24 protein-coding genes and 1 other RNA gene are annotated in these 22,680 nt (G+C 68.6%); 13 read left to right on the forward strand and 12 right to left on the reverse strand.

Annotated elements, in window-relative coordinates; all coding sequences use genetic code 11:
• A partial coding sequence (locus GTR02_RS24110) for an AAA family ATPase (RefSeq protein WP_338073516.1) occupies positions 1-1,430 on the reverse strand: 1,430 nt, incomplete at its 3' end.
• A gap of 280 nt (positions 1,431-1,710) precedes the next feature.
• On the opposite strand from GTR02_RS24110, the gene GTR02_RS01870 reads away from it, so the two are divergent.
• Together GTR02_RS01870 and GTR02_RS01875 are read left to right on the forward strand one after the other, a co-directional pair.
• Positions 1,711-2,895, forward strand: a complete 1,185-nt coding sequence (locus tag GTR02_RS01870) for an LLM class oxidoreductase (RefSeq protein WP_166605779.1) — start codon at positions 1,711-1,713, stop codon at positions 2,893-2,895.
• Positions 2,892-4,229: an NtaA/DmoA family FMN-dependent monooxygenase gene (locus tag GTR02_RS01875; RefSeq protein ID WP_166605780.1), complete on the forward strand. Its 1,338-nt coding sequence runs from the start codon at positions 2,892-2,894 to the stop codon at positions 4,227-4,229. The genes GTR02_RS01870 and GTR02_RS01875 overlap by 4 nt, the downstream gene beginning before the upstream one ends.
• Before the next feature lie 749 nt (positions 4,230-4,978).
• Here the strand turns inward: GTR02_RS01875 and GTR02_RS01880 are convergent.
• On the reverse strand, positions 4,979-5,287 hold the full coding sequence (locus GTR02_RS01880; protein ID WP_166605781.1) for a hypothetical protein: 309 nt from the start codon (positions 5,285-5,287) through the stop codon (positions 4,979-4,981).
• A gap of 98 nt (positions 5,288-5,385) precedes the next feature.
• On the opposite strand from GTR02_RS01880, the gene GTR02_RS01885 reads away from it, so the two are divergent.
• The 3 genes from GTR02_RS01885 to GTR02_RS01895 all read left to right on the forward strand — a co-directional run bounded on the left by GTR02_RS01885 (position 5,386) and on the right by GTR02_RS01895 (position 7,397).
• Entirely contained in the window at positions 5,386-5,622 is a 237-nt protein-coding gene (locus tag GTR02_RS01885; RefSeq protein ID WP_166605782.1) for a hypothetical protein, read from the forward strand.
• A 99-nt stretch (positions 5,623-5,721) separates the two neighbouring features.
• Entirely contained in the window at positions 5,722-6,351 is a 630-nt protein-coding gene (locus GTR02_RS01890) for a hypothetical protein (RefSeq protein ID WP_166605783.1), read from the forward strand.
• Complete coding sequence (locus tag GTR02_RS01895; protein WP_166605784.1) at positions 6,348-7,397, forward strand: XRE family transcriptional regulator; 1,050 nt, start codon at positions 6,348-6,350, stop codon at positions 7,395-7,397. Before GTR02_RS01890 ends, GTR02_RS01895 begins: the two co-directional genes overlap by 4 nt.
• A 490-nt stretch (positions 7,398-7,887) precedes the next feature.
• On the opposite strand, the gene GTR02_RS01900 is transcribed toward GTR02_RS01895, so the two are convergent.
• Both GTR02_RS01900 and GTR02_RS01905 read right to left on the reverse strand, forming a co-directional pair.
• A complete protein-coding gene (locus GTR02_RS01900) occupies positions 7,888-8,304 on the reverse strand; it encodes a phage terminase small subunit (RefSeq protein WP_166605785.1) in 417 nt (138 codons plus the stop codon).
• A 275-nt stretch (positions 8,305-8,579) separates the two neighbouring features.
• The gene (locus GTR02_RS01905) at positions 8,580-9,227 is read right to left on the reverse strand and encodes a hypothetical protein (RefSeq protein ID WP_166605786.1); all 648 of its coding nucleotides are present in this window, start codon (positions 9,225-9,227) and stop codon (positions 8,580-8,582) included.
• Between the two features lie 426 nt (positions 9,228-9,653).
• On the opposite strand from GTR02_RS01905, the gene GTR02_RS01910 reads away from it, so the two are divergent.
• The 4 genes from GTR02_RS01910 (at position 9,654) to GTR02_RS24840 (ending at position 14,578) form a co-directional block, all read left to right on the forward strand.
• Positions 9,654-10,016 (forward strand): nucleotide pyrophosphohydrolase, encoded by a 363-nt coding sequence (locus tag GTR02_RS01910; protein ID WP_166605787.1) that lies wholly within the window; start codon positions 9,654-9,656, stop codon positions 10,014-10,016.
• Positions 10,013-10,990 carry a hypothetical protein gene (locus GTR02_RS01915; RefSeq protein WP_166605788.1) on the forward strand — a complete coding sequence of 326 codons (978 nt, stop codon included), beginning with the start codon at positions 10,013-10,015 and terminating at the stop codon, positions 10,988-10,990. Before GTR02_RS01910 ends, GTR02_RS01915 begins: the two co-directional genes overlap by 4 nt.
• Before the next feature lie 182 nt (positions 10,991-11,172).
• The gene (locus GTR02_RS01920) at positions 11,173-12,495 is read left to right on the forward strand and encodes a hypothetical protein (protein ID WP_166605789.1); all 1,323 of its coding nucleotides are present in this window, start codon (positions 11,173-11,175) and stop codon (positions 12,493-12,495) included.
• A 1,210-nt stretch (positions 12,496-13,705) separates the two neighbouring features.
• Positions 13,706-14,578, forward strand: a complete 873-nt coding sequence (locus tag GTR02_RS24840; RefSeq protein ID WP_420814675.1) for a pentapeptide repeat-containing protein — start codon at positions 13,706-13,708, stop codon at positions 14,576-14,578.
• A 202-nt stretch (positions 14,579-14,780) separates the two neighbouring features.
• Here GTR02_RS24840 and GTR02_RS01930 read toward each other — a convergent pair whose 3' ends face one another.
• The 7 genes from GTR02_RS01930 to GTR02_RS24850 all read right to left on the reverse strand — a co-directional run bounded on the left by GTR02_RS01930 (position 14,781) and on the right by GTR02_RS24850 (position 18,504).
• Entirely contained in the window at positions 14,781-15,428 is a 648-nt protein-coding gene (locus tag GTR02_RS01930; RefSeq protein WP_166605791.1) for a hypothetical protein, read from the reverse strand.
• Between the two features lie 16 nt (positions 15,429-15,444).
• On the reverse strand, positions 15,445-15,861 hold the full coding sequence (locus GTR02_RS24115) for a helix-turn-helix domain-containing protein (protein WP_166605792.1): 417 nt from the start codon (positions 15,859-15,861) through the stop codon (positions 15,445-15,447).
• The gene (locus GTR02_RS24845; protein WP_420814673.1) at positions 15,858-16,286 is read right to left on the reverse strand and encodes a WhiB family transcriptional regulator; all 429 of its coding nucleotides are present in this window, start codon (positions 16,284-16,286) and stop codon (positions 15,858-15,860) included. Before GTR02_RS24845 ends, GTR02_RS24115 begins: the two co-directional genes overlap by 4 nt.
• 85 nt (positions 16,287-16,371) lie before the next feature.
• Positions 16,372-17,625: an AAA family ATPase gene (locus GTR02_RS01945; protein ID WP_166605794.1), complete on the reverse strand. Its 1,254-nt coding sequence runs from the start codon at positions 17,623-17,625 to the stop codon at positions 16,372-16,374.
• Complete coding sequence (locus GTR02_RS01950; RefSeq protein ID WP_166605795.1) at positions 17,622-17,939, reverse strand: hypothetical protein; 318 nt, start codon at positions 17,937-17,939, stop codon at positions 17,622-17,624. The genes GTR02_RS01945 and GTR02_RS01950 overlap by 4 nt, the downstream gene beginning before the upstream one ends.
• Positions 17,936-18,103, reverse strand: a complete 168-nt coding sequence (locus GTR02_RS01955) for a hypothetical protein (RefSeq protein ID WP_166605796.1) — start codon at positions 18,101-18,103, stop codon at positions 17,936-17,938. The genes GTR02_RS01950 and GTR02_RS01955 overlap by 4 nt, the downstream gene beginning before the upstream one ends.
• 116 nt (positions 18,104-18,219) lie before the next feature.
• A complete protein-coding gene (locus tag GTR02_RS24850) occupies positions 18,220-18,504 on the reverse strand; it encodes a helix-turn-helix transcriptional regulator (protein ID WP_420814674.1) in 285 nt (94 codons plus the stop codon).
• A 105-nt stretch (positions 18,505-18,609) separates the two neighbouring features.
• On the opposite strand from GTR02_RS24850, the gene GTR02_RS22295 reads away from it, so the two are divergent.
• Together GTR02_RS22295 and GTR02_RS01970 are read left to right on the forward strand one after the other, a co-directional pair.
• Positions 18,610-19,131 (forward strand): hypothetical protein, encoded by a 522-nt coding sequence (locus GTR02_RS22295; protein WP_205708456.1) that lies wholly within the window; start codon positions 18,610-18,612, stop codon positions 19,129-19,131.
• Entirely contained in the window at positions 19,131-20,312 is a 1,182-nt protein-coding gene (locus GTR02_RS01970) for a tyrosine-type recombinase/integrase (RefSeq protein WP_166605798.1), read from the forward strand. The genes GTR02_RS22295 and GTR02_RS01970 overlap by 1 nt, the downstream gene beginning before the upstream one ends.
• Positions 20,313-20,342: 30 nt before the next feature.
• Here GTR02_RS01970 and rnpB read toward each other — a convergent pair.
• Positions 20,343-20,728, reverse strand: an RNA gene (gene rnpB / locus GTR02_RS01975) — RNase P RNA component class A.
• Positions 20,729-20,767: 39 nt separating this feature from the next.
• Here rnpB and GTR02_RS01980 point away from each other — a divergent pair.
• Together GTR02_RS01980 and GTR02_RS01985 are read left to right on the forward strand one after the other, a co-directional pair.
• Positions 20,768-21,523, forward strand: a complete 756-nt coding sequence (locus GTR02_RS01980) for a peroxide stress protein YaaA (protein ID WP_166605799.1) — start codon at positions 20,768-20,770, stop codon at positions 21,521-21,523.
• Position 21,524: 1 nt separating this feature from the next.
• Entirely contained in the window at positions 21,525-22,673 is a 1,149-nt protein-coding gene (locus GTR02_RS01985; RefSeq protein ID WP_166605800.1) for an SLC13 family permease, read from the forward strand.
• The last annotated feature ends 7 nt before the right edge of the window (positions 22,674-22,680 follow it).

Here is a 22,680-nt window from a genome sequence, read left to right on the forward strand (position 1 = left end):
ACGCTGGTCCCCCCGCTGCCGAGCAGGCTGCGCGTCAGGGTCTCCGCGTCGGAGAGCAGCTCGTCCAGGGCCGTCGCGAGGTCGGCGTCGGACACCTCCCGGTCGTCGGTGGCCGCGAGCAGGACCGCGCGGCGCAGCAGCTCCTTGGTGAAGGACGCGGTCACCCCCGCGCTGCGGGCGGCCGCCGCGTCGAGGGCCGCCGCGGACAGCGGCAGGTCGCGGGCGTACAGCGCCAGCAGGGACCGCCGCGCGGCCTCGTCCGGCAGCGGGACCTCCACGGCGAGGTCGACGCGGCCGGGACGCTGCGCGAGCGCCGTCTCCAGCCGGTCGGCGCGGTTGGTGGTCAGCAGGAACGCGACGTCGGCGTCACCCTCGAGGCCGTCCATGGCGTCCAGCAGCTCGAACAGCAGCGGCTGCTCGCCCGGGTGCGTGCTGCGGTCCTCCGCGACGAGGTCGCAGTCCTCCAGGACGATGAGGGCCGGCTGCAGGGCGCGCGCCAGGTGCGCGGCCGTCGTGACGTGCGCGAGGGCGCGGCCGGACAGCAGCACGGTCGTCGTCCCGGGCGTGCGGGACAGCAGGTGCCGCACGGTGAGCGTCTTGCCCGTGCCGGGCGGGCCGTAGAGCAGGACCCCGCGCTTGAGGTGCTGGCCCGCGGCGGTCAGCCGCGCGCGCTGCGCGCCGACCCCCACGACGTGCCGGGCGATGCGCTCCAGCGCGCCGGGCGGCAGCACGACGTCCCCGGCCGCGACGTCCGGGCGGCGCAGGAACGTGATGCCGCCGCTGGAGGGGTCGTAGGGGGACCCGCTGAACGAGACGACCTGCCCCCGCAGGACGCTGCGCTCGAGCATGAGCCGGCGCACCTCCTCGAGCAGGCGGGGTACGACGTCCGGGTCGGCCGCCACGACCTCCAGGCCCGGCTCGCGGCCGTACTGGCGCTGCGCGGCGCGCTGCAGCACGGCCACCGGCACCCCATCGAAGCGGAGCAGCCGCACGCCGAACGCGACCGCGCGCCGGTCGGTGTCGGGCCCCGTCGGCAGGTTGACGTGGTCGACGGCCGCGGTCGAGAAGCGGCCGTAGGTGTTGCCCAGCAGGTCGCCGAAGCTCGAGTGGTGGCGCTGGTCGCCGCCGCCGACGCCGACGACGCGCTCCCCGCCGCCCGCCTCGGCCACGACGCCCAGGGCCACGTCGGCGTCGACGAACTGGTGCTCGAGCACGTCCTCGCGCACGACCGGCTGCTGCGTCACCGCCGTCCCCAGGTGCTCCGCGACGACGTCGGCGAGCGCGGGCTCGCCGTCGGCGGGTTCCGCCCGCGCCCGGTGGACGACCTCCTCGAGGAAGGTGCGGAAGGTCGTGACGAACTGCTGCTGCTCGGGGTCCACGGCGATCATCATGGGGGCCCGCGCGGGCTGCGCCCAGGGGTTTCCGCCCACCGGGCGGGGGCGGCGCCGGGGCCGCGGGGACCCGACGCGTGGCCTAGGGTCGCGCCTGTGGACCGCACGAGCCTGCGACTGATCCGTCGTGAGCACATCGACCTCTGCCGGGTCGGCTCGTCCTCGTGTCCGGGCTCGTCCCGGTCGCGGCTGCGCCCCTGACCCTCGCCCCGGCCGCTGCAGGCCGGGCCGGGTCCCCGCGGTGCCGCGCCGGGCGGCGCCCGTCCGCACGCCGCGGCCGGGCGCCGGACCCCCGCCCGAGCGGAGCCCGAGGAGGACCATGACCACCCCGACGTACGCGGTCGGCACGGCGCTGGACGGTGCGGGCGACGCCCCCGGAGCCTGGCGCCTGCCCACCGCCCCCGACCTGACGGCCTTCGACGGCCGGGCGGCGCGCGACGCCGCGCTGCTCGCCGAGGCCGCCGGCCTGGTCTTCGCCACCCTCGACGACGCGCTCGCGCTGCCGGAGCCCGCGCCCGGCCGGCTGCGCGGCCGCCTGGACGCCCTCGCCACCGCCTGCTGGCTGGGGCCCCAGACGTCGCGCCTGGGATTGCTGCCGACGGTCACCCTCACGCACACCGAGCCCTTCCACGTCTCCACCGCGACGGCGACGCTCGACCTGGTGAGCGAGGGGCGCGCCGGGGTCGTCGTCGACGTGTCCACCGACGCCGCCTCCGCCGCCGCGATCGGCCGGCGCGCGCCCGCCCCCGCCGACCTCGTCTGGGCGCAGGCCGAGGACGTGGTCGAGGCGGTCGCCCGCCTCTGGGACAGCTGGGAGGACGACGCGGTGGTCCGCGACGTCGCCACGAGCCGGTTCGTCGACCGCGAGCGCCTGCACCACGTCGACGCACCCGTGCGCGCCGCCGACCCGGGGCCCGGCGGCCCGACGGGGGCCTTCACGGTGCGGGGGCCGTCGATCGTGCCGCGCCCGCCGCAGGGCCGGCCCGTCGTGGCCGTGCGCGTCCCGGTCGCCACGCCGGCCGGGGCGGCGCGGCTGCGCACGGCCGCCCTGCGGGCCGACCTGGTCCTGCTGACCGGCGCCGACCTGGCCGGCACGCGCGAGGCGGCGCAGCGCGTCCGGGCGGCCGCGGCCGGGCTGGGCCGCGAGGTCCGGGTGCTGGCGAGCCTGCGCGTCGTGCTCGGCGACGACGACACCGCCGCCCGGGGCCGCGCGGAGGAGCTCGACGCGCTCGGCGCGGACGGGGTGCCGGCGTTCGTCGGGACCGCCGCGGGTCTCGCCGCGCAGCTGGAGCGGACGTCCGCCGCGGTCGGCGGCTGGCTCGACGGCGTCGAGCTGCGGCCCGCAGCGCTCGCCGAGGACCTCCCCCGGATCGCCCGCGACCTCGCGCCCCGCCTGGCGGCCTCGGGGCTGCTGGCCACCGCCGGACCGGGCGCGACGCTGCGCGACCGGCTCGGGCTGGCGCGGCCGGCGAGCCGCTACGCCCGCGCGGCGGTGTCGTCGTGAGCGCGCCGGCGGGCCGGCCGCTGCACCTCGCGGCCTTCTTCCAGGGCGTGAACCACACGACCGTGTGGTCGGACCCGGCGGCCGGCAGCCAGGTGGCGTTCTCGTCGTTCGCGCACATGGCCCGCACCGCCGAGCGGGGCACGTTCGACTTCTTCTTCCTGGCCGAGGGGTTGCGGCTGCGCGAGCAGAAGGGCCTGATCCACGAGCTGGACGTCGTCGGGCGGCCCGAGTCGATCGCGGTGCTGAGCGCGCTGGCGGCCGTCACGACGCACCTCGGGCTCGCCGCCACGATGAGCACGACGTTCAACGAGCCCTACGAGCTCGCGCGCCGGTTCGCGACGCTCGACCTGCTGAGCGGCGGGCGCGCGGGCTGGAACGTCGTCACGTCCTCCGACGCGTTCACGGGGGAGAACTTCCGCCGCGGCGGCTACCTCCAGCACCACGAGAGGTACTCCCGCGCAGCGGAGTTCACCGAGCTGGCGCGGGCGCTGTGGGCGTCGTGGGAGCCGGGCGCCGTGCTCGGCGACCGCGCGCTCGGGCGCTTCCTGGACGACGCCCGCGTGCACGAGGTCGTCCACTCCGGCCCGCAGTTCGACGTCCGGGCCCGCGCCACGCTGCCGCCGAGCCCGCAGGGGCGGCCCGTCGTCATCCAGGCCGGCGACTCCGAGGAGGGCCGCGACTTCGCCGCGTCCACCGCCGACGTCATCTTCAGCCGGCACAGCACGCTCGAGGCGGGCCGGGCCTTCGTCGCCGACGTGCGCGGCCGGGCCGTGCGCTCGGGCCGCCGGGCCGGCGACGTGAAGGTCCTGCCCGCGGTGTCCTGGGTCCTCGGCGCGAGCGCGCGGGAGGCCGCCGAGCGCGCCGAGCAGATCCGCTTCCAGCAGGTCACGCCCGCCACCGCGATCGCCTTCGCCGAGCAGGTGTGGAACCGCGACCTGTCCGACTGCGACCCCGACGGCCCGCTGCCCGACGTCGAGCCCGTCGAGGGCGAGCTGCTCTCGCAGGGCCGGGCCGCGTCGCGGCGCATCGACCGCGCCGCCGTGAGCGCGCAGTGGCGGGAGCTCTCGCGCACCCGCGGCCTGACGCTGCGCGAGACGGCGGCGGAGATGTCCAGCCACCAGAGCTTCGTCGGCACCCCCGAGCAGGTCGCCGACGAGATGATCGCCTTCGTCGACGCCGACGCGTGCGACGGGTTCGTCCTCACCCCGCACCTGAACCCCCACGGCCTCGACGACTTCGTGGACGAGGTGGTGCCACTGCTGCGCGAGCGGGGACGGTTCCGCACCGAGTACACGTCGACGACGCTGCGGGGTCACCTGGGCCTGGAGGGCTGACCGGGGCGCCGCGACGCGTCCGCCGGGGACGCGGCGGCCGGACGGGACGGGTGGACGAGCCGGCCTGTAAGCCGGAGACCGTTCACGCCGAGGCCGTGACCTGCGGTGATACAGGACTGCATCGTGCTGACCTGCGGTTTCACTTGTCGACGCTTGCCGTCTGTTGGTGGTGCTAGTCGCTCTCCACTGGACCAGAACTGGACCAGCTAGCGGCGCCTGATGCACACCACATGCACCTTGCATCAACTCGTGTGCGTTGACCGCGGGCAAGGCGACCGACAAGGTGCCCCCGATCACAGGAACCTGCCGGTACCCCTAGACGGAGGACGACCGTCACCATCCTCGACGTCGAGACGTGCCAGCACGACGAGCCCGCCGCCCCGGCCTGGCGACCACGACAATCCCCCGCGACGGCTCGGCCGCTTACCTTGAGGACGAGGTCGTCGAGTGGCGTCACCGCTGCGAGCCCACCATCCCGGCCGGCTCTCACCTCGCCCCAGACGCTCGCGCGGTCTGGGTGACTCAGGAAGCGCAGGAGCACGCCCCTCGCAGCTGTCGGGCCGAGGGCGCGGTGGCCGGTGCCCACTGGAGCGTCGACCCGCTCACGCTCTGCCTCGGCGGCTCGAGGAGCCTGGTGGGGACGTGGTCCTGACCCTAGCCCAGGCCCACGCGCTGCACGCCGCGCTCGGTCAGGCGCTGGCCGTCACGGTCGGAACGGCCGGCGGCCGCACCCGCTGACGAGAACCTCGTCAGCGGACGAGGCAGTCGGGTGCGGCGGCGCGCTTCTCCTCGAGCCAGACGAGGAAGTCGTCGGTCGGGGGATGCCGGGTGACGACGGCTCGGCAGCGCAGCCGCTCCGGGGTCGACTGGAGCACTTCGGCGACCTCGTGGGTCGCGCCGCGCAGGCTGGTCAAGACGATGCCGAACCCGCGGGGCTCGTCGCCCCAGCCGAGGTCGAGGAGGTCGGCGCGCTGGTCGCCGCGCAGGCGCGCCCACCAGGCCTCCCAGTCCTGCCCGTCCCACCAGTCGTCGGGGTGTCCATGTAGGAGCGGTGCCACGTCCTGCAGCATGGCCGCCGGCACCGACAAGCCCGTCGAGCTGGACGTTGCCCGGACGGGCGATAGCGGGAGCGGCCGCGCCTGCCGATGAAGACGACGTGCCCCACCTGGACCGTCCCCTGTCGCAGGCAAGCCGTCACGCCCGCACCGCGGCCTACGCCCACCGCAGCTCCGCTCCTTGGACGCTGGAGGAAGACGCCGAGCTCGCGGCCTGCCACGACGACCAGGCCCTAGAGGACTTCGCGCTGCGCTGGTCACGGGGCTTCCGTGCCGTCGAGCAGCGGCGGCGCCGGCCCCGGTCAACCATCAAACGCACGGGCAATGGCTGGCTCTGACACTTAGTCGGGCGCGCCACCATCTCCGTCGGCTACGACTTGATGGGTCGTCCAACCGAACCCTTGTTCGAGGAGGTGAGCGGTGGTATATTCCCTGGTATGACATCGCGCCCCGGATCGCAGGAGGTCCTCGACGACCTCGGCGACAAGATCGTGATCGGCCTCGCTACAGCGCTCAGGGATGCCCGCGAGGACCTGGGTGTGTATCGCGCCGCCCACCCGGGCTGGGTGGCGGATGCCACCAAGCGAGGCCTCGCGAACTGGCTGCACGATCGAATCATCGCCCACTGCCGCCGGGAGCTCGAAGACGTCAGCGGGCTTACGGTGGCCCACCGCGAGCCCTTCACCGACATCACCGTGGGCCTGCGGTACCGCATCCGCGTCAAGAAGCACTCCAAGATCGGTCTGGTGGCGACGTACCCGACTCGGGGAGCGCTGGCCTTCTTCGAGCAGTCAGCGACGCTGTTCAGCGAGATCGGCCTCGACGAGGTCCGGCTCTGCGTGGGCTACGAGTGGGACGCCGACATGGCCACCATGGGTCAAACTGTCCTGTCCTTGCATGATGGGTATGGCGAACCGCCGATCTGGATCATTGAACTGCCCGCCGCTCCGCCGCAGGCCGGTACCGCTCCCGTGAGCACCGCCCCGCCGGCACCCGTGCCGGGCCTCCCCACTGTCATCGTTTCGCCGAACATCGGCGACAACCGCAAGGAGAACGAAGAAGAATGAGCAAGCTCGGCGTAGTCATCGAGACGACTCGCCGGGCACGAGGACTCACCCAGGCAGAACTGGCAGAAGGTGCCGGGGTTACACAGGCCGCGCTCTCACGATGGGAGAACGACCTCCGTGAGCCTGACGCGGACAACCTTGACCAGTTGGCCAAAGCACTTGGTGTGACTCCTCGCTTCCTGGCGTACGCAGGCCGCCCTGAAGCCGCTATGGCTGTCGATGCACATATGCGTCGACGCCAGACGGCGAAGCCCACGGTTTGGCGGCAGCTCGAAGCAGAGCTCAACGTGTTACGGATGCACGCGAGCTTGATCTTCGAGGAAGTGCATCTGCAATCGCAGATGAGGATCCCTACGTTCGACCCCATCGAGGTGAGGGCGTCCGACGCTGCGCGGCTCACGCGAATGCAGTGGAGGATGCCTGTTGGTCCGGTGAGGAATGTAGTGCGGTGGCTGGAAGCTGCAGGCTGCCTTGTCATTGAGCGTGACTTCGGAAACTCCCGCGTGGACGGACTGTCGCAATGGGTTTCCGACACACCAGTGATCTTCATGAATAGCTCAGTCCCCACGGACCGCAAGCGGTTGACGATGGCGCACGAACTCGGGCACCTCGTGCTGCATCACGAAGAGATGACTCCATCCTTGGAAGATGAGGCGAATGAGTTCGCCGCTGAATTTCTGATGCCGATGGAAGTCATCCGACCCCAGCTACGGTCGTTGAAGATTGCTCGTCTTGGTGACTTGAAGCGCGAATGGGGAGTCTCAATGCAAGCCTTAGTGGAGCGGGCATACCGAGACGACTTGATGACCAAGGAAGCGCGAACAAACTTCTACAAAACCATGTCCATCCGCGGATGGCGGACGGTGGAACCGTTTAGTGACGAACTACCGCCGGAAGAGCCAGAGTTGCCCGCCTACATCGGCAAACTACTGATTGAGCGTGGCCTGACTCCAGATGACGTCGCTCAGATGGCAGGGTTCGATAGTGCTCGCAACAACGTGCTCCTGCCGATCTCGACTGCGACGCGTCATATGCGCTTGGTCTGAGGCTCGTCGACTCCGGCCGCAACATCTGGTGAGGCTACCCGCCAATTAGTCGTGATCAGTCGTGCTTTCCGCTCATCAGCTGACAACCGAGCGGACACCACCCGGGGCACCGTTTGGGCCCCGTCGCGAGTAGGCGGACCAACCACGTGACTGCGTGGGCTGAGCGGGGCATGCCCAAGTCGCTCGGCGCTATCAGCGACTACTGACCCCGCCTATGCCAGGACTGTCAGGTCAGGCGCCAGCTATTCCAGTGTTCTTGAATCCCAGCCCAAGACAGCCAGGCGTCGGACATGTCCGCGTCTCGCTAAAGGTGTCAATAGGGCTTTGGTCGAGGGTGCCGGTGACGGTGATGACCTCCTCCTGCAGGACTGCACTGCACAGGGGGCAGCGACGCCCCTCACGGTCGGGGATCATCCGGCGGTGATTCGTCATGTGTCGGAACGCTAGCGAATTTCTCAGCGCGCCGTGCCCGTTCCGCCATGCGAAGTCGTCACGTCAAGGCACTTCGATGACGCTCCAGCGTCGTGACGCCCTCCGGCAGCGCTGCTACCTCCGGCGTCGTGTGCAACCGCCGCAGCTCGACTCGCAGGCGTCGGCGGGCTCCCTCTGAAACGAGGTGATCGCTGAGGATGGAGTGCAACGCCTGCAGGTCCTGCCCGGCTATCCGCCCCGCCGCAACCTTCGAGGTCAGGAACCACATCGCCACCGCGACCTCCGCCCAGTCCGAGGGCTCAAAGTACTGCGCCTGTCCGGAGGAGCCCATCGCCTCCCACAGCGCCACGGCCTGCCGGCACCAGGTCGGGTCCGCCGCCGGCTGCTCGACGACCGCGGCCCCGTCGGCCCTCTCCACGCGCGCGGCGTCCGCCTTTGACTGGTGGCCGAGCCGCTCCTCCGACCGCTTCGGCACCGGGCCTCGCCCCGGCATCAGCCAAGTCCCCCGCTCGACCCTGTGACCCGGGCGCGGTCCCGGGCCCTATGCGCTCCGGTACTGCTGTCGACGGGAGGGAGGGGGTCCCCGGCGGGGTTCCCGTGCGCTCCCGCTGAGCCGTCTGGCGTCCGGACCCTTATTCCACTACTTATGATCAATTCTCTAGCTCCTCATGCTTGAGTGAGGCGCCTGGTCAATATGGCCCCGAGCGCAGCGCTTCTCTGACTTACACGGCAATGGTATTAGAGGCTCAGCTACTTCAATGCGCGGACTGGTTGATCGCCGACTACGAGGTCCTGCACAGGGTCCCAGCGCTCCTGAACCTTATCGGCTTTACCTGAAATCGTGACAGCTCGACGTATACCGCGAGCATTCTTTGCGGCAATGGTTAAATTCAAACAGTAGGAGCCTTGACCCGGCAGTCGCGCCGCGTTGTCGATGTTTAGTCGTCTTTGGTCGATATTTCTAGCAAGAACGAAGGTAGCAGCGCCCTTTTCGCTGGTGTATCGCAGCAGATCGATCCGCCTAGAAGAACCAGCAGGTATCGTCTCCGTGATCTCCCGGGTGTGGCTCCACTTTACGAAGACCGAGAATCGTCTCGGGAACGGCTCGTAGTCTCGATGGGTATGGTTACCCTCACCAACGACCTCGATGGAGTCGACGATTACCTGCACGTCTTCAGCGGCATCACGACGACCTTGGTTCCGAATGACGAGAGTGACCCATAACTCTTGGCCGATCTCAGGCTCCGGCCTACGGCTAGCGGACAAAGACTCAGTAGGGTTGATCCACGCGGCTTCCAGCCGAGGGCGATTGACCCATGGTCGAATCTGTTGTCCAAATAATGCCAGCCCAACTGCCACCAAACTGCCACTTGCGCTAAACCATTGCGGCTCGACCAAGTTCGTTCACCTCACGATTGAGATCGATGGCGGTCCGGCTCTTATATACACAGTAGTACGAACGTGCCTGCGTCGTGCGCCACAACAAGAGCTTTACTGCCGTAACCACCTGAGCAAGGGCAGTGAGAGGCAGGACTCCATGCGCAGCTTTGGTCTTCGCATCACCTACCGTCGGCGAGCCGCGGGCGCTGCTGCCCGACGAGACCGAAGCTGACCTCCACACAGAGGACGGCCCGCACCCGACCACTGCCGGCTCCGTTACGCGAAGGTCGCTCTCAAGATCTGTATCGCTCGACTGAGGTCCTGTGCTGACTTAAAGACGGTCTCGTAGAGCATGTGGCAGCATCGCTTGTCGAGGTGGCGGGCGATCATTGCGGTGCGCAGGCACAACTAGACTGCACGTCATCAACTGAAGGTAGGAGGAGAATGAGTTTCCGCGAATTACAATCGTCCCTAAACAGCTTCGCGCGCGAGCGGGATTGGGAGCAATTCCACACCCCTAAGAATCTGATCATGGCGCTGACCGGCGAAGTTGGCGAGCTCACCGAGTTGTTTCAGTGGCTGACCCCTCAGGAATGTGAGGCGGTGGCAGTTAACGAAGTGCAACGGGTGCGCGTGGCCGAGGAGATGGCCGACATTCTTGCCTACTTGCTTCGCTTGGCCGACGTCCTGAGTATTGACCTTGAAGCGGCCTTGAAGGCGAAGATTGTCGTCAACGAACAGAAGTACCCCGTGGATCGGTCCCGGGGCAACGCCCGTAAGTACACTGACTACGAGGAGCAGTCTTGAGGCGCGTCATCCTGCAACCGGCTGGTAACGCGGGTGCACGCAAGCACTACGCCGACACGATCGCTACGCCGGTTCCCCTACAGGAGAATGCACAACTTCTTGGAGTGGACTACCAGTCACTCGTCAAGCTTTATCCGTCGGGAGCAGCCCCCCTTTGGGGTGCTACGACAGGCGAGAAGGACATCAACGTAGGTCGTTACGACCGCATGAGTACGGGCGATTACGTTATGTTCGCCGCTGAGGGGCGAATCTTCCGTGGCGGTACGGTGACCCGCAAGTTCCGCAATGCAGGACTCGCCACCAAGCTGTGGGGCACCGACGACAGGAATCGCACTTGGGAGCTGATGTTTGCGGTCGACGAACTCCGACACTTCGATCTGCCGTACGCCGACTTCAACCAGATCGTAGGGTACAAGGCGAATAACGTAATTCAAGGGTTCAGTGTCCTTGACGAGACACGAAGCGCACTCCTATTCGACCAACTGTCCCTCGACAGTGACACCTATCCGTCGACACCAACCGTCGGAGCGCTACAGAACCTTCTGGCGGGACTGAAGGGCGAGACCGAACGAGAAGTTAAAGGTGTGCAACGGCTTGAACAAGGCCTACTACGCCGGCACCTCTTACCTTCGCTTGAAGGTCGATGTGACCTCTGCGGGCGTGACTTCCCGGCGCAGATGCTGATCGCGGCCCACATTAAGAAGCGCGCCGCTTGCTCTACCTGGGAGCGGCTAGACATCCCCGCTATCGCAATGCTCGCGTGCAAGTTTGGCTGCGACAGTCTATTTGAGGAAGGATACATCAGCGTCGACACTGCAGGTTCCATTCTTATTAGCGACCTGGCTCAGCCGTCCACCGCTCTTGATGCCTATCTGAATATGTTGGCCGGTCGGAAGTGCTCTGCGTGGCGACCTGACCGAGCCGCGTATTTTGGGTGGCATTTCAATCACACCTTCAAAATGTCACTCGCTTAAGCAAGTCATGATCGAGTCGACGGGCAGGGAAGGCTGCGCTAGGTCGCGCCGTCGCGGCTCACCTCGGCACCCGCGACCATGCGCGCTACGGTAAATTGCCGTCTGAACCACGTAGACAGGTCGTCAATCATTCGACTCGACATAAGTTCCTGGGCTTATGGAAGACACATTTGGAGGCAGCCATGGGTGCTCGGTGGCGGCTGTATAAAGAGGGCAAGCAATTGCAGTGGGGGAAGAACTTTGTCCCTGCTCGGCTTCTTAGCCTTTTCGTTGAGGCGGAGAAGTATGTTGACACGAAATGGTTGCTAGCCCACGATCTGGAGAACACTTCGATTGACGTCATAGTATGCGAGGAAGAACAGATGGAGGAGGCCGCGGCCTACATAGAGCGAACACCCCCGAGGGAAATCTTTGGATACCGTGCACCTGTTGCGGTGGTTAAGCAGCGGCTTGATCTCATGGGATTCACAAGCGGCGCTTGCAAGGAAGAGGTGGTCACCCTTCTCCGAGAGGTGTACGAAACCGACCAGTTCGAGATTCCCTCAGCACAAGGAGAGGGCGAGGCGCGAATCCCCTACGAGGCGGCTTTGGAGACGGCACTCTCGGCCCTCCTTAAAGTCCAGGACGAAACGGGCGCCCCCCATAGACTGACTGCTATCGAGGACGCCTGCCTTGACGCTTTAGAGCCCTACTTAGGCAGCGAGGCCGACCATAGAACCCTGCTGGCTCTCCAATTGTCAACCATGGACCCCGCCCATATTTTGTCCGTCGATCTGCACGACCTCATGCTGTCGGGGTACTTCGCAGTTGAGGATGCTGTCGCACAAGTGGCTTTCGACGAGTTGACCCAGGAGTTGTCAAGCACGGGCCCAGTCATCGTAGTCACCGAAGGTTCTAGTGACGCGGATTTGCTGCAGCGCATGCTGCGTATTACGGCGCCGGCTGTCGCAGACTTCTTCCGGTTCTTGGACTATACCGGGAAGCCAGCCGGGGGCGTAGATCACGTCGTCAAGACGCTCCGTAGTTTCTCTGCAGCCGGCGTTACGAATCGAGTCATTGGCGTCCTCGATAACGACGTCGCTGGGCGGATTGGCGACCGCACGCTTAGATCTGCGCCACTGAGACCTACTATCAAGTGGATTATGCTGCCCGATGTCCCCTACGCACAGAATTATCCTACTCTGGGCCCGGCCGGTGAGGGACGAGACGACGTCAACGGCTGCGCCGTGTCTATCGAGTTCCAATTCGGGGAGGATTGTCTACGCGGCGCCGACGGCCAACTGACGCCCATCCAATGGTCAAAAGGCGACAAAAGCTTGAATGCTCGCCAAGGAGAACTCTCGGACAAGAGGGCTGTGAAACGCCGAATCACTGCCATGTTGCAATCAATCACCTCAGGTGGTGGAAAGAGTCCGACGCCATGGCCGCCGATGCATGCGCTGACGGAAGCTCTGATAGACGCGGCAAAGGCAGCTGGTGAGTCGGGGTCTAGTGCAAGCTTTTGACGCTGCCCACATAAGCATGTCTCCCGTCGAGTGACTGCTCTAAACATCAAGCAGCACGACGCACGTTCAGTCGTCTTCTCAGTGAGTAACGTCGACGGTTGGTGAACTTCAATCCAGACTTTACACATAAGGGAGCGCCGCCAAAGCGCAAAGGGCACCCGTCTCACGGCCGACGCCTTTCACTAAAGTGCCAATGGCTAAGGGTCGACAGAGCGAGGCGCTAGATTTGGCTGTCGCTCAGTCCGGACAGCAGTGGCGGCACTCAGGCTTACAAGCGAAGCGGCATCGCAACTGATCGCGCCGGCTGCCTGCAATGTGGGGTCCCCTCCCGTGGGTCGGTTACCTTCCCGGTGACGCGCCTCGCAAGGGTCAACGATTGCACTTCCCACTGTTGTCCCAGCACTCCGCAGCCGCGCTTAGGTAAGGATGGCCTCGGTTATGGGGTGGTTCCGACGCTCGAGCCACCCGCTAGTCCGCACGCCAGCGCGCGACCTGGAGGTCACCGGGCAGGGTCTCGCCGACGGGGGTGGAGGAAGGGTGGCAGTGACGGCTGGCAAGATGCCACTCTTCCGGCATGACAGACGCCAGAGGGTCAAAGCCGGCGGGTAAGAACCCACACTCCGAGGAAGTGAGTGCCGACGCCCCAGGATCCGACGAGTCTCCAGAGGCTTGGCGTACCCTTGGCACCGCCCGAGGCGCTGTTACCGCGCTACTCGTGTTGGGCGTACTGGCCGGACTTGCAGTCGCGGCTCTTTGGCTGGTCCCTGAGCAGCTTAATCGGCGTGCCTTTTCCACCCCCGCCGAACGGGCCGTTGCGGTCAACGCTGCTCGCATCCCTGCCGCCGCCGTCTTCGCCGCAGCTATCGCCGCCCTTGGCGTGTGGGTCAATCATGGCAACGTGACGGTCGCACGCGTAGCTCTAAAGCAGACACGAAGTCGGGATTTGGAGACTACCCGCCTGACTGAGGCCGCGCAACGAAACGACAGATTTGTGCGAGCAATCGAACTCATTAACGACGACCAGCAGCTGAATGCTCGACTTGGGGGACTATATGCCCTCGAACAACTCATGCGCGAATCGCCGAAGATCTACTACGCGACGATTGTAGACGTCTTGGCCGCCTATATTCGGCACCGGGCTCCTTGGCCGCCTCAATCCGCCACCGAAGCCATCCGCGCTGAGTCCTACGTGCCACGGTGGCGACGCCTAATGTCGAAACACACGCCCCGACCTTTCAATGACGTCCAGGTTGCGTTGACTATTCTCGGACGCCGCGCTCACTTAGACAGTCTCCCCGCTTCCGACCGCGGCAACTTGGACCACCACAAGATTGATCTGAGCGGCACCAACCTCCGAGGCGCTGACCTAACTGACGCTTATTTGGTCAGGGTCGACTTGTCCCGCTCCCATCTGGAGGGCGCCAACCTGCGGCGGGCATGCCTCACGGCTGCCAATCTTCACGAAGCGCACTTGACGACCGCGACGCTAGATGGCGCAGATCTCCGAAAAGCTCGGCTGACCGGAACAAGACTGCAGGGCGCTAGATTGAATGGCGCACTTCTTCAGCAGGTGGACTTGCACGACCGGCAACTCCTGGGGACCCGCTTGAATGGGGCCCACCTGGAAGGCGCGAATTTGCGGGGCGCATGGATGGGGTTCGCAGAATTGAGGGGGGCGCACCTGCAGGGAGCGGACTTGACCGCAGCTGGTCTCAGTTCGGCCGACTTGAGAGGCGCGGACCTCACCGAAGCAATCCTTACGATGGCCTCTTTGAACAACTGTGTACTCACGGCAGCTAAAGTAAAGAACGCCGACTTCACCTCGGCGAAGTTATTCTACGCAGAGCTAACCGAGCTAGACATGGGTCAGGCTGAATTGGGTGGCGCGCAGATGATAGGCGCTGCATTCGGCGGCACCCAGCTCGTTGAAACGAAAGGGTTAACGTGGGGGCAGGTCATGTCGATTCAGGGCGACGGTAGAACGACCCTACCGTCCACGCTCAGAGGTCCCAACGGTGAACTTCGACCCAACCACTGGCCGGCAGAAGATCACAACCGAGCGCTAAGCGAAACTCAAACTTAATCTCGTTTACCGCCACCTCGGCACTCGTGACACAGCCGCCGCGGTGCCTCCCCTGGTGCGGCGTATGAGGCAGCCGAACTCGTACCTTTCGTTAGTTCAAGTAGGGAGGAGGCGCGACTGCTACTTGCCCTATTCGGTCATGCGGTATTAGAATGCGCGCAGTTCTGCAGTCGCCGTGAATTACGACCTGCACTTGCGTGCGCTAAGAGTAGTTCATAGGCGCCGGGATCGCCGCGTCGCTCGCCTGTGCCAGTGCCTCGATGACGCCGTCGGTCAAAGAAGCGATCTCGATAGGCTTCGCCGGCCGGAACAGGGCCCCGTCGATGAAGTTGTCCTGGATGCTGGGCGCCGCGACGCTGACCAGCTCCTGCAACTGTGGTGCCGCGTCCGGTCGCGCCTCGAGCCACAGGTCCATGACCTCCGACCAGCCCGCCGAACCGATCGGCGCCTGAGCCTGGGTGTGGGCGACCTCCGCGATCGCGTTGGCGAGGGTCATGTCACCGTTGCGCAGCGCCCGGGCCATCACGGCCTGCGCCTGCGCGGGCTTCGCGGCCAGCTGCGTGGCGCGGTCCTCGGCGTCTCGACGGGAGATCGCGTCCTGCTGGCCGTCGCGGTCGCTCGTGCCGAACAGCTGGCGCTCCAGCTGCCGCGCGGTCTGCGCCGCCCGCCCGTTCATCTCCGCCTGCAGCTGCGCGAGCTCCTCGCGGTGTTGGGTGAAGAGCCGGGCCAGCGCACGCGCCTTACCCGCGTCGCTGAGGTTCGGGTTCGCCTGCACCTTCGCCACTTGGCGCTCCGCGCGCTGGCGGGCGGTGTCCGCTGCGGTGCGCCATGTCGTCTTGTCGAAGCTCATCAGCTGGTCCTCCTGTTCAGGCCGCCGTGCGGCGATTCGCGAACTCCTGCAGGTCCCCGACGGTCACAACCCACCGGCCGGCCTCGCGGTGACCGCGAAGCCGGCCGGCCTCTAGGAGCTGCCGAACGCGCCGAGCCGAGCACCCCAGCTGTTCCGCTGCCTGCCCTGTCGTAACCGTGCCCTGCCACCCTGCCTGCTCGACGTCGGGCTTCCGCGGTTCGCTTCCGTCTGCGGAAGTCGCCGCGGAAGCGGCCGCACGCATCGCCCCATGGCGCAGCGCCAGCAGGACCGAGTCGACGGCCGCGTTCTCACCGCGCACAGCCACCCGCAGCCTCGACAGATCCAGCCGCCGATCCAGCAGCAGTGCGACCTCATCCGGCACGAGCACGCACGGGCCATGCAGGTAGGCCGCCCAGTGCGTCGGCCCGATCACGACGCCCGCCGCCGGGGCAGCGCGGCACGCTTTACCCCCCCACAGACGCCGTCCCGCTCACCGGCCTCGGCCGCGTGCCGCCCGCACGGATCCAGCAGCGGACACCGGGCGCACACCTGCGCCGCGACCTCCGCGGCCAGCTCATCGCGACGATCCACCGGCCACCACGCCTCCGGTGACGCAGCGCACGGCGGCGGCCCGTGCTCCTCCAAGGCGGCGGTCACCTTCTGCCACTGCGACAAGTCGTGGTCGGGAACGCCGGGGTAGGAAGCGGCTCGGCCGGTCACGGGAGTCGAGCCTCCTGCAGGGGTGGGACTGGGCCAGCAACGGCGGGGACCACCGGGCCGTCCGTGGGCATGCTTCTGGTGTCCCCGGGGTGGTGCTCCCCTGGTCCCCTCCCTAGAGGTCGGGGACCACGGGAACACCGGAAGGAGGTAGTCCCGGGGAGGACTGGGGATGACCGGGGAGGACTGGGGATGACCGGGGAGGACTGGGGATGACCGACCCGAGTCACGACACCCGTCCAGGCTGGGCTGCTGCCTCCGTCGCCGCCTGGGGCAGCTCCAGTAGGCGAGCCTCAGGCTGGTCAGCCCCAGGCTCTTGGTCCTGGGCGAGGTGCCAGTGCACGCGGCGGTTGTGCCCGGGAGTGCTGGTGAGCTGCCCGGACTGCAGGCCGTACTCGAGGGCCTGACGCACGGAGCCGTTCTTCACGCCGTGTCCGCGGTGAGCAGCGAGCCGGCGCTCGAGCTCCCCGACCCACAAGCCGTCCTGCACGGCCAGCAGAGGCAGCAGTTCGGCGAGGAGGTCCTGGTCGTTGCTGCGCGCGCGCGCGGCGTGGCGGCCGCCGGCTCCGGTCAAGGTCAGGGTCCGTGTGCTGACGTCAAAGGCCAGCGCGTCCTCGGCGACGTCGACGTCGCGGCCCTCGGCGGAGAAGAAGCGGATGGCGTGCTCGTCGCGGTCGGGGTCACCGGGGCGGGTGAGCTTCCAGATGGCGTCGGGCCAATCCTCCAGGGCGGAGGCGCCGCGGGTCCGTTCCCCGTTCCAGCCGGCGTGCACGGTCAGGAGGGCCTCGTCGACGTCGGCGTTCTGCAGGACGACGTCGATGCCCTGGGCGAGGAAGCGACCGACCTGGGAGTTGGAGTCCTGGTCCTCGCCCGTGAAGGCGCGGCCGAAGACGTCAACGATGAGGAAGCCCACGCGGGCGGCGCGCAGCTGGTCGACGAGCTTCTCGCGCCCGTGGGCTGAGGCGAGCGGGTTCCGCCGTCCGCGCAGGTTGCGGACCCAGATGCGGTCGTGGTCGACGCCGTGCTCGTCGAGCCACACAGCCATCTGGTGGGCGCTGACCTCGTAGTTCAGGATGCCGACGCGCTGGCTGGCGCGCAGCGGGCGTACGGGGAAGCGACCCAGGAACGGCTCCCCCGTCAGGAGACAGCGCGCCAGGTTCGCGGTCGCGGTCGTCTTCCCCGCCTTGCGTGCCGCGACAAGGGTCGCCCGGCCGCCCGCGGGCAGTAGGCCCCGGATGCGTGCCGGCGGCGCGGGCTCCCTGGCCAGGAGCTCACCGAGGGTGCCCGCGTCGACGTCGTCGGGCAGGAGGGCCTCCTGCTCGGCGCGTAGCTGATCCTGGGCGTCGCGGCGGGCCCGCATGAGCAGCAGCTGCTCCCGCATGAGGTTGGCCTGTCGGGCTTCGGCAGCGTGCAGGCCAGGGTCCGCGGCCACGTCGTCGTCCCAGGGTGGATCGACGGGCCCGTGCCACGCCTCGCTCACGCGGAGAATCTCAGCGAGTAGTCGTGCGCGACGTCGGTCACGACGCCGAACATCGGGTCGCAGGTCTGCTGGCGCAGCGCGCTGAACCAGCGGGTGAGCGTCGCGGGGTCGTCGGCGTGCACCTGCACCGAGCCGACCCGCGAGGCGCACAGGACGTCGACGACGCGCTGGTCGGGGTAGCCGCGGTCGACGAGGAGTTCTACGGTGCAGCCGGCCGGGGCGGTGACGACGGCGGCGTGCGTGAGCTGGATGGCGCCTCGGCCGCGGCGGGCCCGTGCGCGCACGTCGATGCGCAGGGTGGCGCTGACGTTCATTCGCACCTCCGGATGTAGACCGCGGCGAGGCCGACGCCTAGGGACACGACCTCCGAGCGCTCTCGAACGTGCGTGGCTGCGACGAGGACCTGGTCGCCGTCGATGCGCAGGACGGTGGGTGAGGCGTCGGCGTCGAGGCCGTCGACGAAGTCGGTGAGGGTCACCGGTCGCGGCGTCTGGAGGTCGTCGGGGGTGGCTAAGACGCTCGGGGTGACGGTGGCGGCAACCTCGTCATGGGCGGTCCCAGGCTGCGGCGTGGGGCCGCTCCTTGGTACGGCCCTCATCCGGCGCCGCCCGCTCGCCGGCTGGCTACCCACTTAACAACCTCGTCCTCCCGGTAGCGCAGATGACGGCCGATCTTGTAGGTCGGCGGCCCCTCCCCTCGCGAGGACCAGCGGTACAACGTGGCGAGGGGGACGCCGAGGAGCTCAGCGAGCCACTCGGGCGACCGGTAGGTCGGCGTCGCCGCAGTCCGTGGCACAAGCGTCTCCATTCTGGCGAATCTGACGGTTGTCATTCGCCGTTGTCTGCCACTTGACCAGAGTTGGCGACATCGCGCAACCATGACGCTAGAATCGTCTTTATGCCAACAACGTCTCGTGACCCCGGCCCCACCGCCCGCCGAGTCGCCGCAAACATCACCTCCCTGCGGAAGGCACTGGGCCTGGGCTTGGCCGACCTCTCGTCTCGCCTCGAACAGCTGGGACAGCCCATCGCCGTGAGTGGGCTCAGCAAGATCGAGAACCTGAGCAGGCGCGTCGATGTGGACGACCTCGTCGCCCTCTCCGTCGCACTCGAGGTGTCCCCGGCGCGCCTCATGCTCACGCCCGCCGCGGATCAAACAGTTCTTGCCGTGACGCCGACCCTGGCCGAGGCTGCGCGGCGCGTGTGGTCCTGGTTCGAGGGCACGGAGGCGCCCCGCACACCGTGGGATCAGGACGCACCCTTCGATACCGATCGCCACGCACGCTTCGTGGAGAACAGCCGGCCGCACGAACGGAGGGGAACCTGGACGATCGACCAGCTGCTCGAACACCTCGACGTCCTCGGGCCCGCGGCAGACGCCGCCGCGGCCGCCGAGGAAGCGGGCGTCCCCGACGTCGAGGTCGACGGCTGGATCCGCTTGCAGCGAGTTCAGCGCGGCATCGCCGCAGGGGAGCTCGCTCGACGCGAACGGGAGGAGAAGGACTGATGGGGGCCGTATCGGACCGGTGGTACGCGAGCCAGCGTGGAGACGGTCAGCGGAGGAAGAGCGTCCGGCATGGCACGGGCAAGCGCTGGCTTGCGCGCTATCAGGAGCCGAGCGGTGCTTGGCGAAGCGGGGCCTTCGAGAAGAAGTCGGACGCCGAGAAGTGGCTACGGGAGCGCGAAGCCAGCATCGTCACGGGGCAGTACGTCGACCCGGCGGCCGGGCGACTGACGTTCCACGACTACGCCGAGCAGTGGCGAACGGCGCAGGTGCACCGCCCGACGACGCAGGCGCACACGGAGACATCACTCCGCCGACACGCGTACCCCTTCCTCGGGGATCGCGCCCTTGGCGCGATCCTGCCGAGCGACGTGCAAGCGTGGGTGAAGCGAATCGCGACCGGCGACCCGGTGACCGGGAGGGCGCCGCTGAGTCCGTCGACCGTCGGCGTGGTGCACGGCATCGTCTCGGGCATCTTCCGAGCGGCGGTCCGTGACCGGCGGGTCGTGGCGAACCCGTGCACGGGGACGAGGCTGCCGAAGGTCACCTCGTCGCAGGTCATCCCGCCGACCACGGAGGAGGTCCGTCGGCTGGAGGAAGCGATCGCACCGAGATGGCGGGCGCTCGTGACGTTGGCCGCAGGGACCGGCATGAGGCACGGCGAGTGCCTCGGCCTGACAGTCGATCGAGTTGACTTCCTCCGGCGTCGTCTCGTCGTCGACCGGCAGCTCGTGACGGTGCCAGGACGCGATCCGTTCCTCGCCCCCCCGAAGACGGCGGCGAGCGTGCGGACCATCCCGCTCCCCCGCGTCGTCGTCGACGCCCTCGCCGCGCACCTTCGCGACTTCCCTGCCGCGTCGGGGTTCGTCTTCACTGACGCGCATGGGCAGCCGATGCGAAGGACGGCGTTCTCGGCGCGTGTGTGGCGACCGGCGATCAAGTCCGCTGACCTGCCCACGACTCTCACGTTCCACCACCTGCGGCACTACTACGCGTCGTTGCTGATCCGGCACAGCGAGTCGGTGAAGACGGTGCAGGCACGGCTAGGGCACGCGAACGCCGCCGAGACACTCGACACCTACTCGCACCTCTGGCCGGACTCGGAGGACCGGACTCGGGACGCGGTGGATGCAGTTCTCGGCGGAGGTGGACTGGACCAGGACTGGACTGGCGCGGTCCACTAGCTTCATCGCCGCAGGTCAGCGGCACAGGGGTGGACGAGCCGGCCTGTAAGCCGGATCCTGTGCGCGCCCGCACCTCTCGGTGCGGGCGGCGGCGGTCATCCCTCTACGACGTGCGTCGCCGCACGCCTCCAGCGACCTACCCGGCAGCTCGGGCGGGCCGCCCTCGAACGCTGCCTGTCTGGTCTTGCTCCGGGTGGGGTTTGCCGAGCCACGCCGGTCACCCGGCGTGCTGGTGGTCTCTTGCACCACCGTTTCACCCTTACCGCCCCCGCTCTCGCGGAGGTGGCGGTCTGTTCTCTGTGGCACTTTCCCGCGGGTCACCCCGGGTGGGCGTTACCCACCACCCTGCCCTTCGGAGTCCGGACTTTCCTCGGCGGACCGGTCTCCCGGCCCGACGCGACCGCCCGGCCGACTCGTCCTCGAGCACCCTAGCCGACGACGTAGGCTCGCCGACCGTGCTCGTGCTGCTCCCCCCGTCGGAGACCAAGTGGGCGGGGCCCGCGCGCGGGCGCCCGGTCGACCTCGAGCGCCTGTCCTTCCCCGCGCTGAACGCCGCCCGCGAGCAGGTGCTGGACGCGCTGGTCGCGGTCTCGGCCCGCCCCGACGCCACCGCGGTGCTCGGCACGCCCCGCGGCCTCGCCGACGTCGTCGCCGCCAACACCAGCCTGCGCACCCGGCCCGCCGCGCCCGCGTCCGCCGTCTACCGCGGGGTCCTCTACGACGCCCTGGACCTGCCCACCGTGTCCGCCGCCGCGGCCCGCCGGGTCCTCGTCGTCTCGGCGCTGTGGGGGCTGCTGCACCCCCGCGACCGCGTCCCCGGCTACCGGCTGTCGATGGGGACCGACCTGCCCGGGACCGGCCCGCTCGCGGCGCACTGGCGCCGGCACCTGACGGGCGTGCTCGCGCCGGCCGGGGTGGTCGTGGACTGCCGGTCGGCGGCCTACGCGGCGGCCTGGGTCCCCGACCGCGCGACGGCGGCCCGGACCGCGGCCGTGCGCGTCCTGTCCGGCGGTGCGGTCGTCTCGCACGCCGCCAAGCACACGCGCGGGCTCGTCGCCCGGCACCTGCTCACCCGCCCCGGCCGTCCGCCCCGCAGCGTGCCCGCGCTCGCCGAGGCGGTGCGGGAGGCGTTCGACGCCGAGCTGCTCGCCCCGCCGCGGCCCGGGGTGCCGTGGACGCTGCAGGTCCAGGCGCCGCCCACGGCCGCCTGAGGTGTGGTGGATCGCCGGGCTCGCCGGGCTCGCCTGCGCCGTCACCGGTCTGCTGAGCGGCGAGGACGCCCTGGAGGTGGGCCGCCGCGCCGGCCCCGTCCTGGCCTTCCTCGTCGCCGTCACGGTCGTGGCCGAGCTGGCGGACGCCGCGGGGGTCTTCGACGCGGCCGCGCGGCTGGCCGCGCGGGCCGGCCGGGGTCGCACCTGGCGGCTCTGGCTGCTCGTCGTCGCCCTCGGCACGGTGGCGACCGTCGTGCTCTCCCTGGACACCACGGCCGTCCTGCTCACCCCCGTCGTCCTGGCGCTGGCCGCGCAGCTGCGGCTGGACCCGCTGCCCTTCGCCGTGACGACGGTGTGGCTCGCCAACACCGCCTCGCTGCTGCTGCCGGTCTCCAACCTGACCAACCTGCTTGCGCTGGACTCCCTCGCGGGCTTCGGCGACGCGGGCGTCGCGACGTTCGTCGGGCTCACGTGGGCCCCGTTCCTGGCCGGGCTCCTCGGGGCCGTCGTCGTGCTGGGCCTGACCTACCGGCGCCGCCTGCGCGGCGGCTACGCCCCGGCCCCGCCCGGCCCGCCGCGCGACCCCGTCCTCTTCCGCACGGCCGCGGTCGTGTGCTGCCTGCTCGCCCCCGCCTTCGTCAGCGGGGTGACCCCCGCCGTCCCGGCCGCGGTGGCGGCCGCCGTCCTGGTCGCGGTGTTCGCGCGGCGCCGCCCCGAGGTGCTGCGCCCCGCCCTGCTGCCCTGGCGGACCGTCGTCCTCGTCGCCGGGCTCTTCCTCGTCGTGCAGGCCGCGCAGGCCCAGGGCCTGGACCGGCTGCTCGCGCCCGTCGCCGGGACCGGCGAGGGCTTCGGCGCCCACCTGCGGCTCGCCGCGACGTCGGCGCTCACTGCGAACGCGGTCGACAACCTCCCCGCCTACCTCGCGGTGGAACCTTTGGCGGGCAGCGGGTCCCGGCTCGTGGCGGTGCTGATCGGCGTGAACCTCGGCCCGCTCGTGACGCCGTGGGCGTCGCTGGCGACGCTGCTGTGGCTGGAGCGCTGCCGGGCGCGGGGCGTGCGCATCTCGCTGCCCCGCTTCGGGGCCCTCGGCCTGCTCGGCGCGGTGGTCTGCGTCGTGGCCGCGACCGCGGCCCTGCAGCTGACGGCCTGACCGGCGC

The organism is Kineococcus siccus (assembly GCF_009906795.1).
Taxonomy (GTDB): Bacteria; Actinomycetota; Actinomycetes; order Actinomycetales; family Kineococcaceae; genus Kineococcus; species Kineococcus siccus.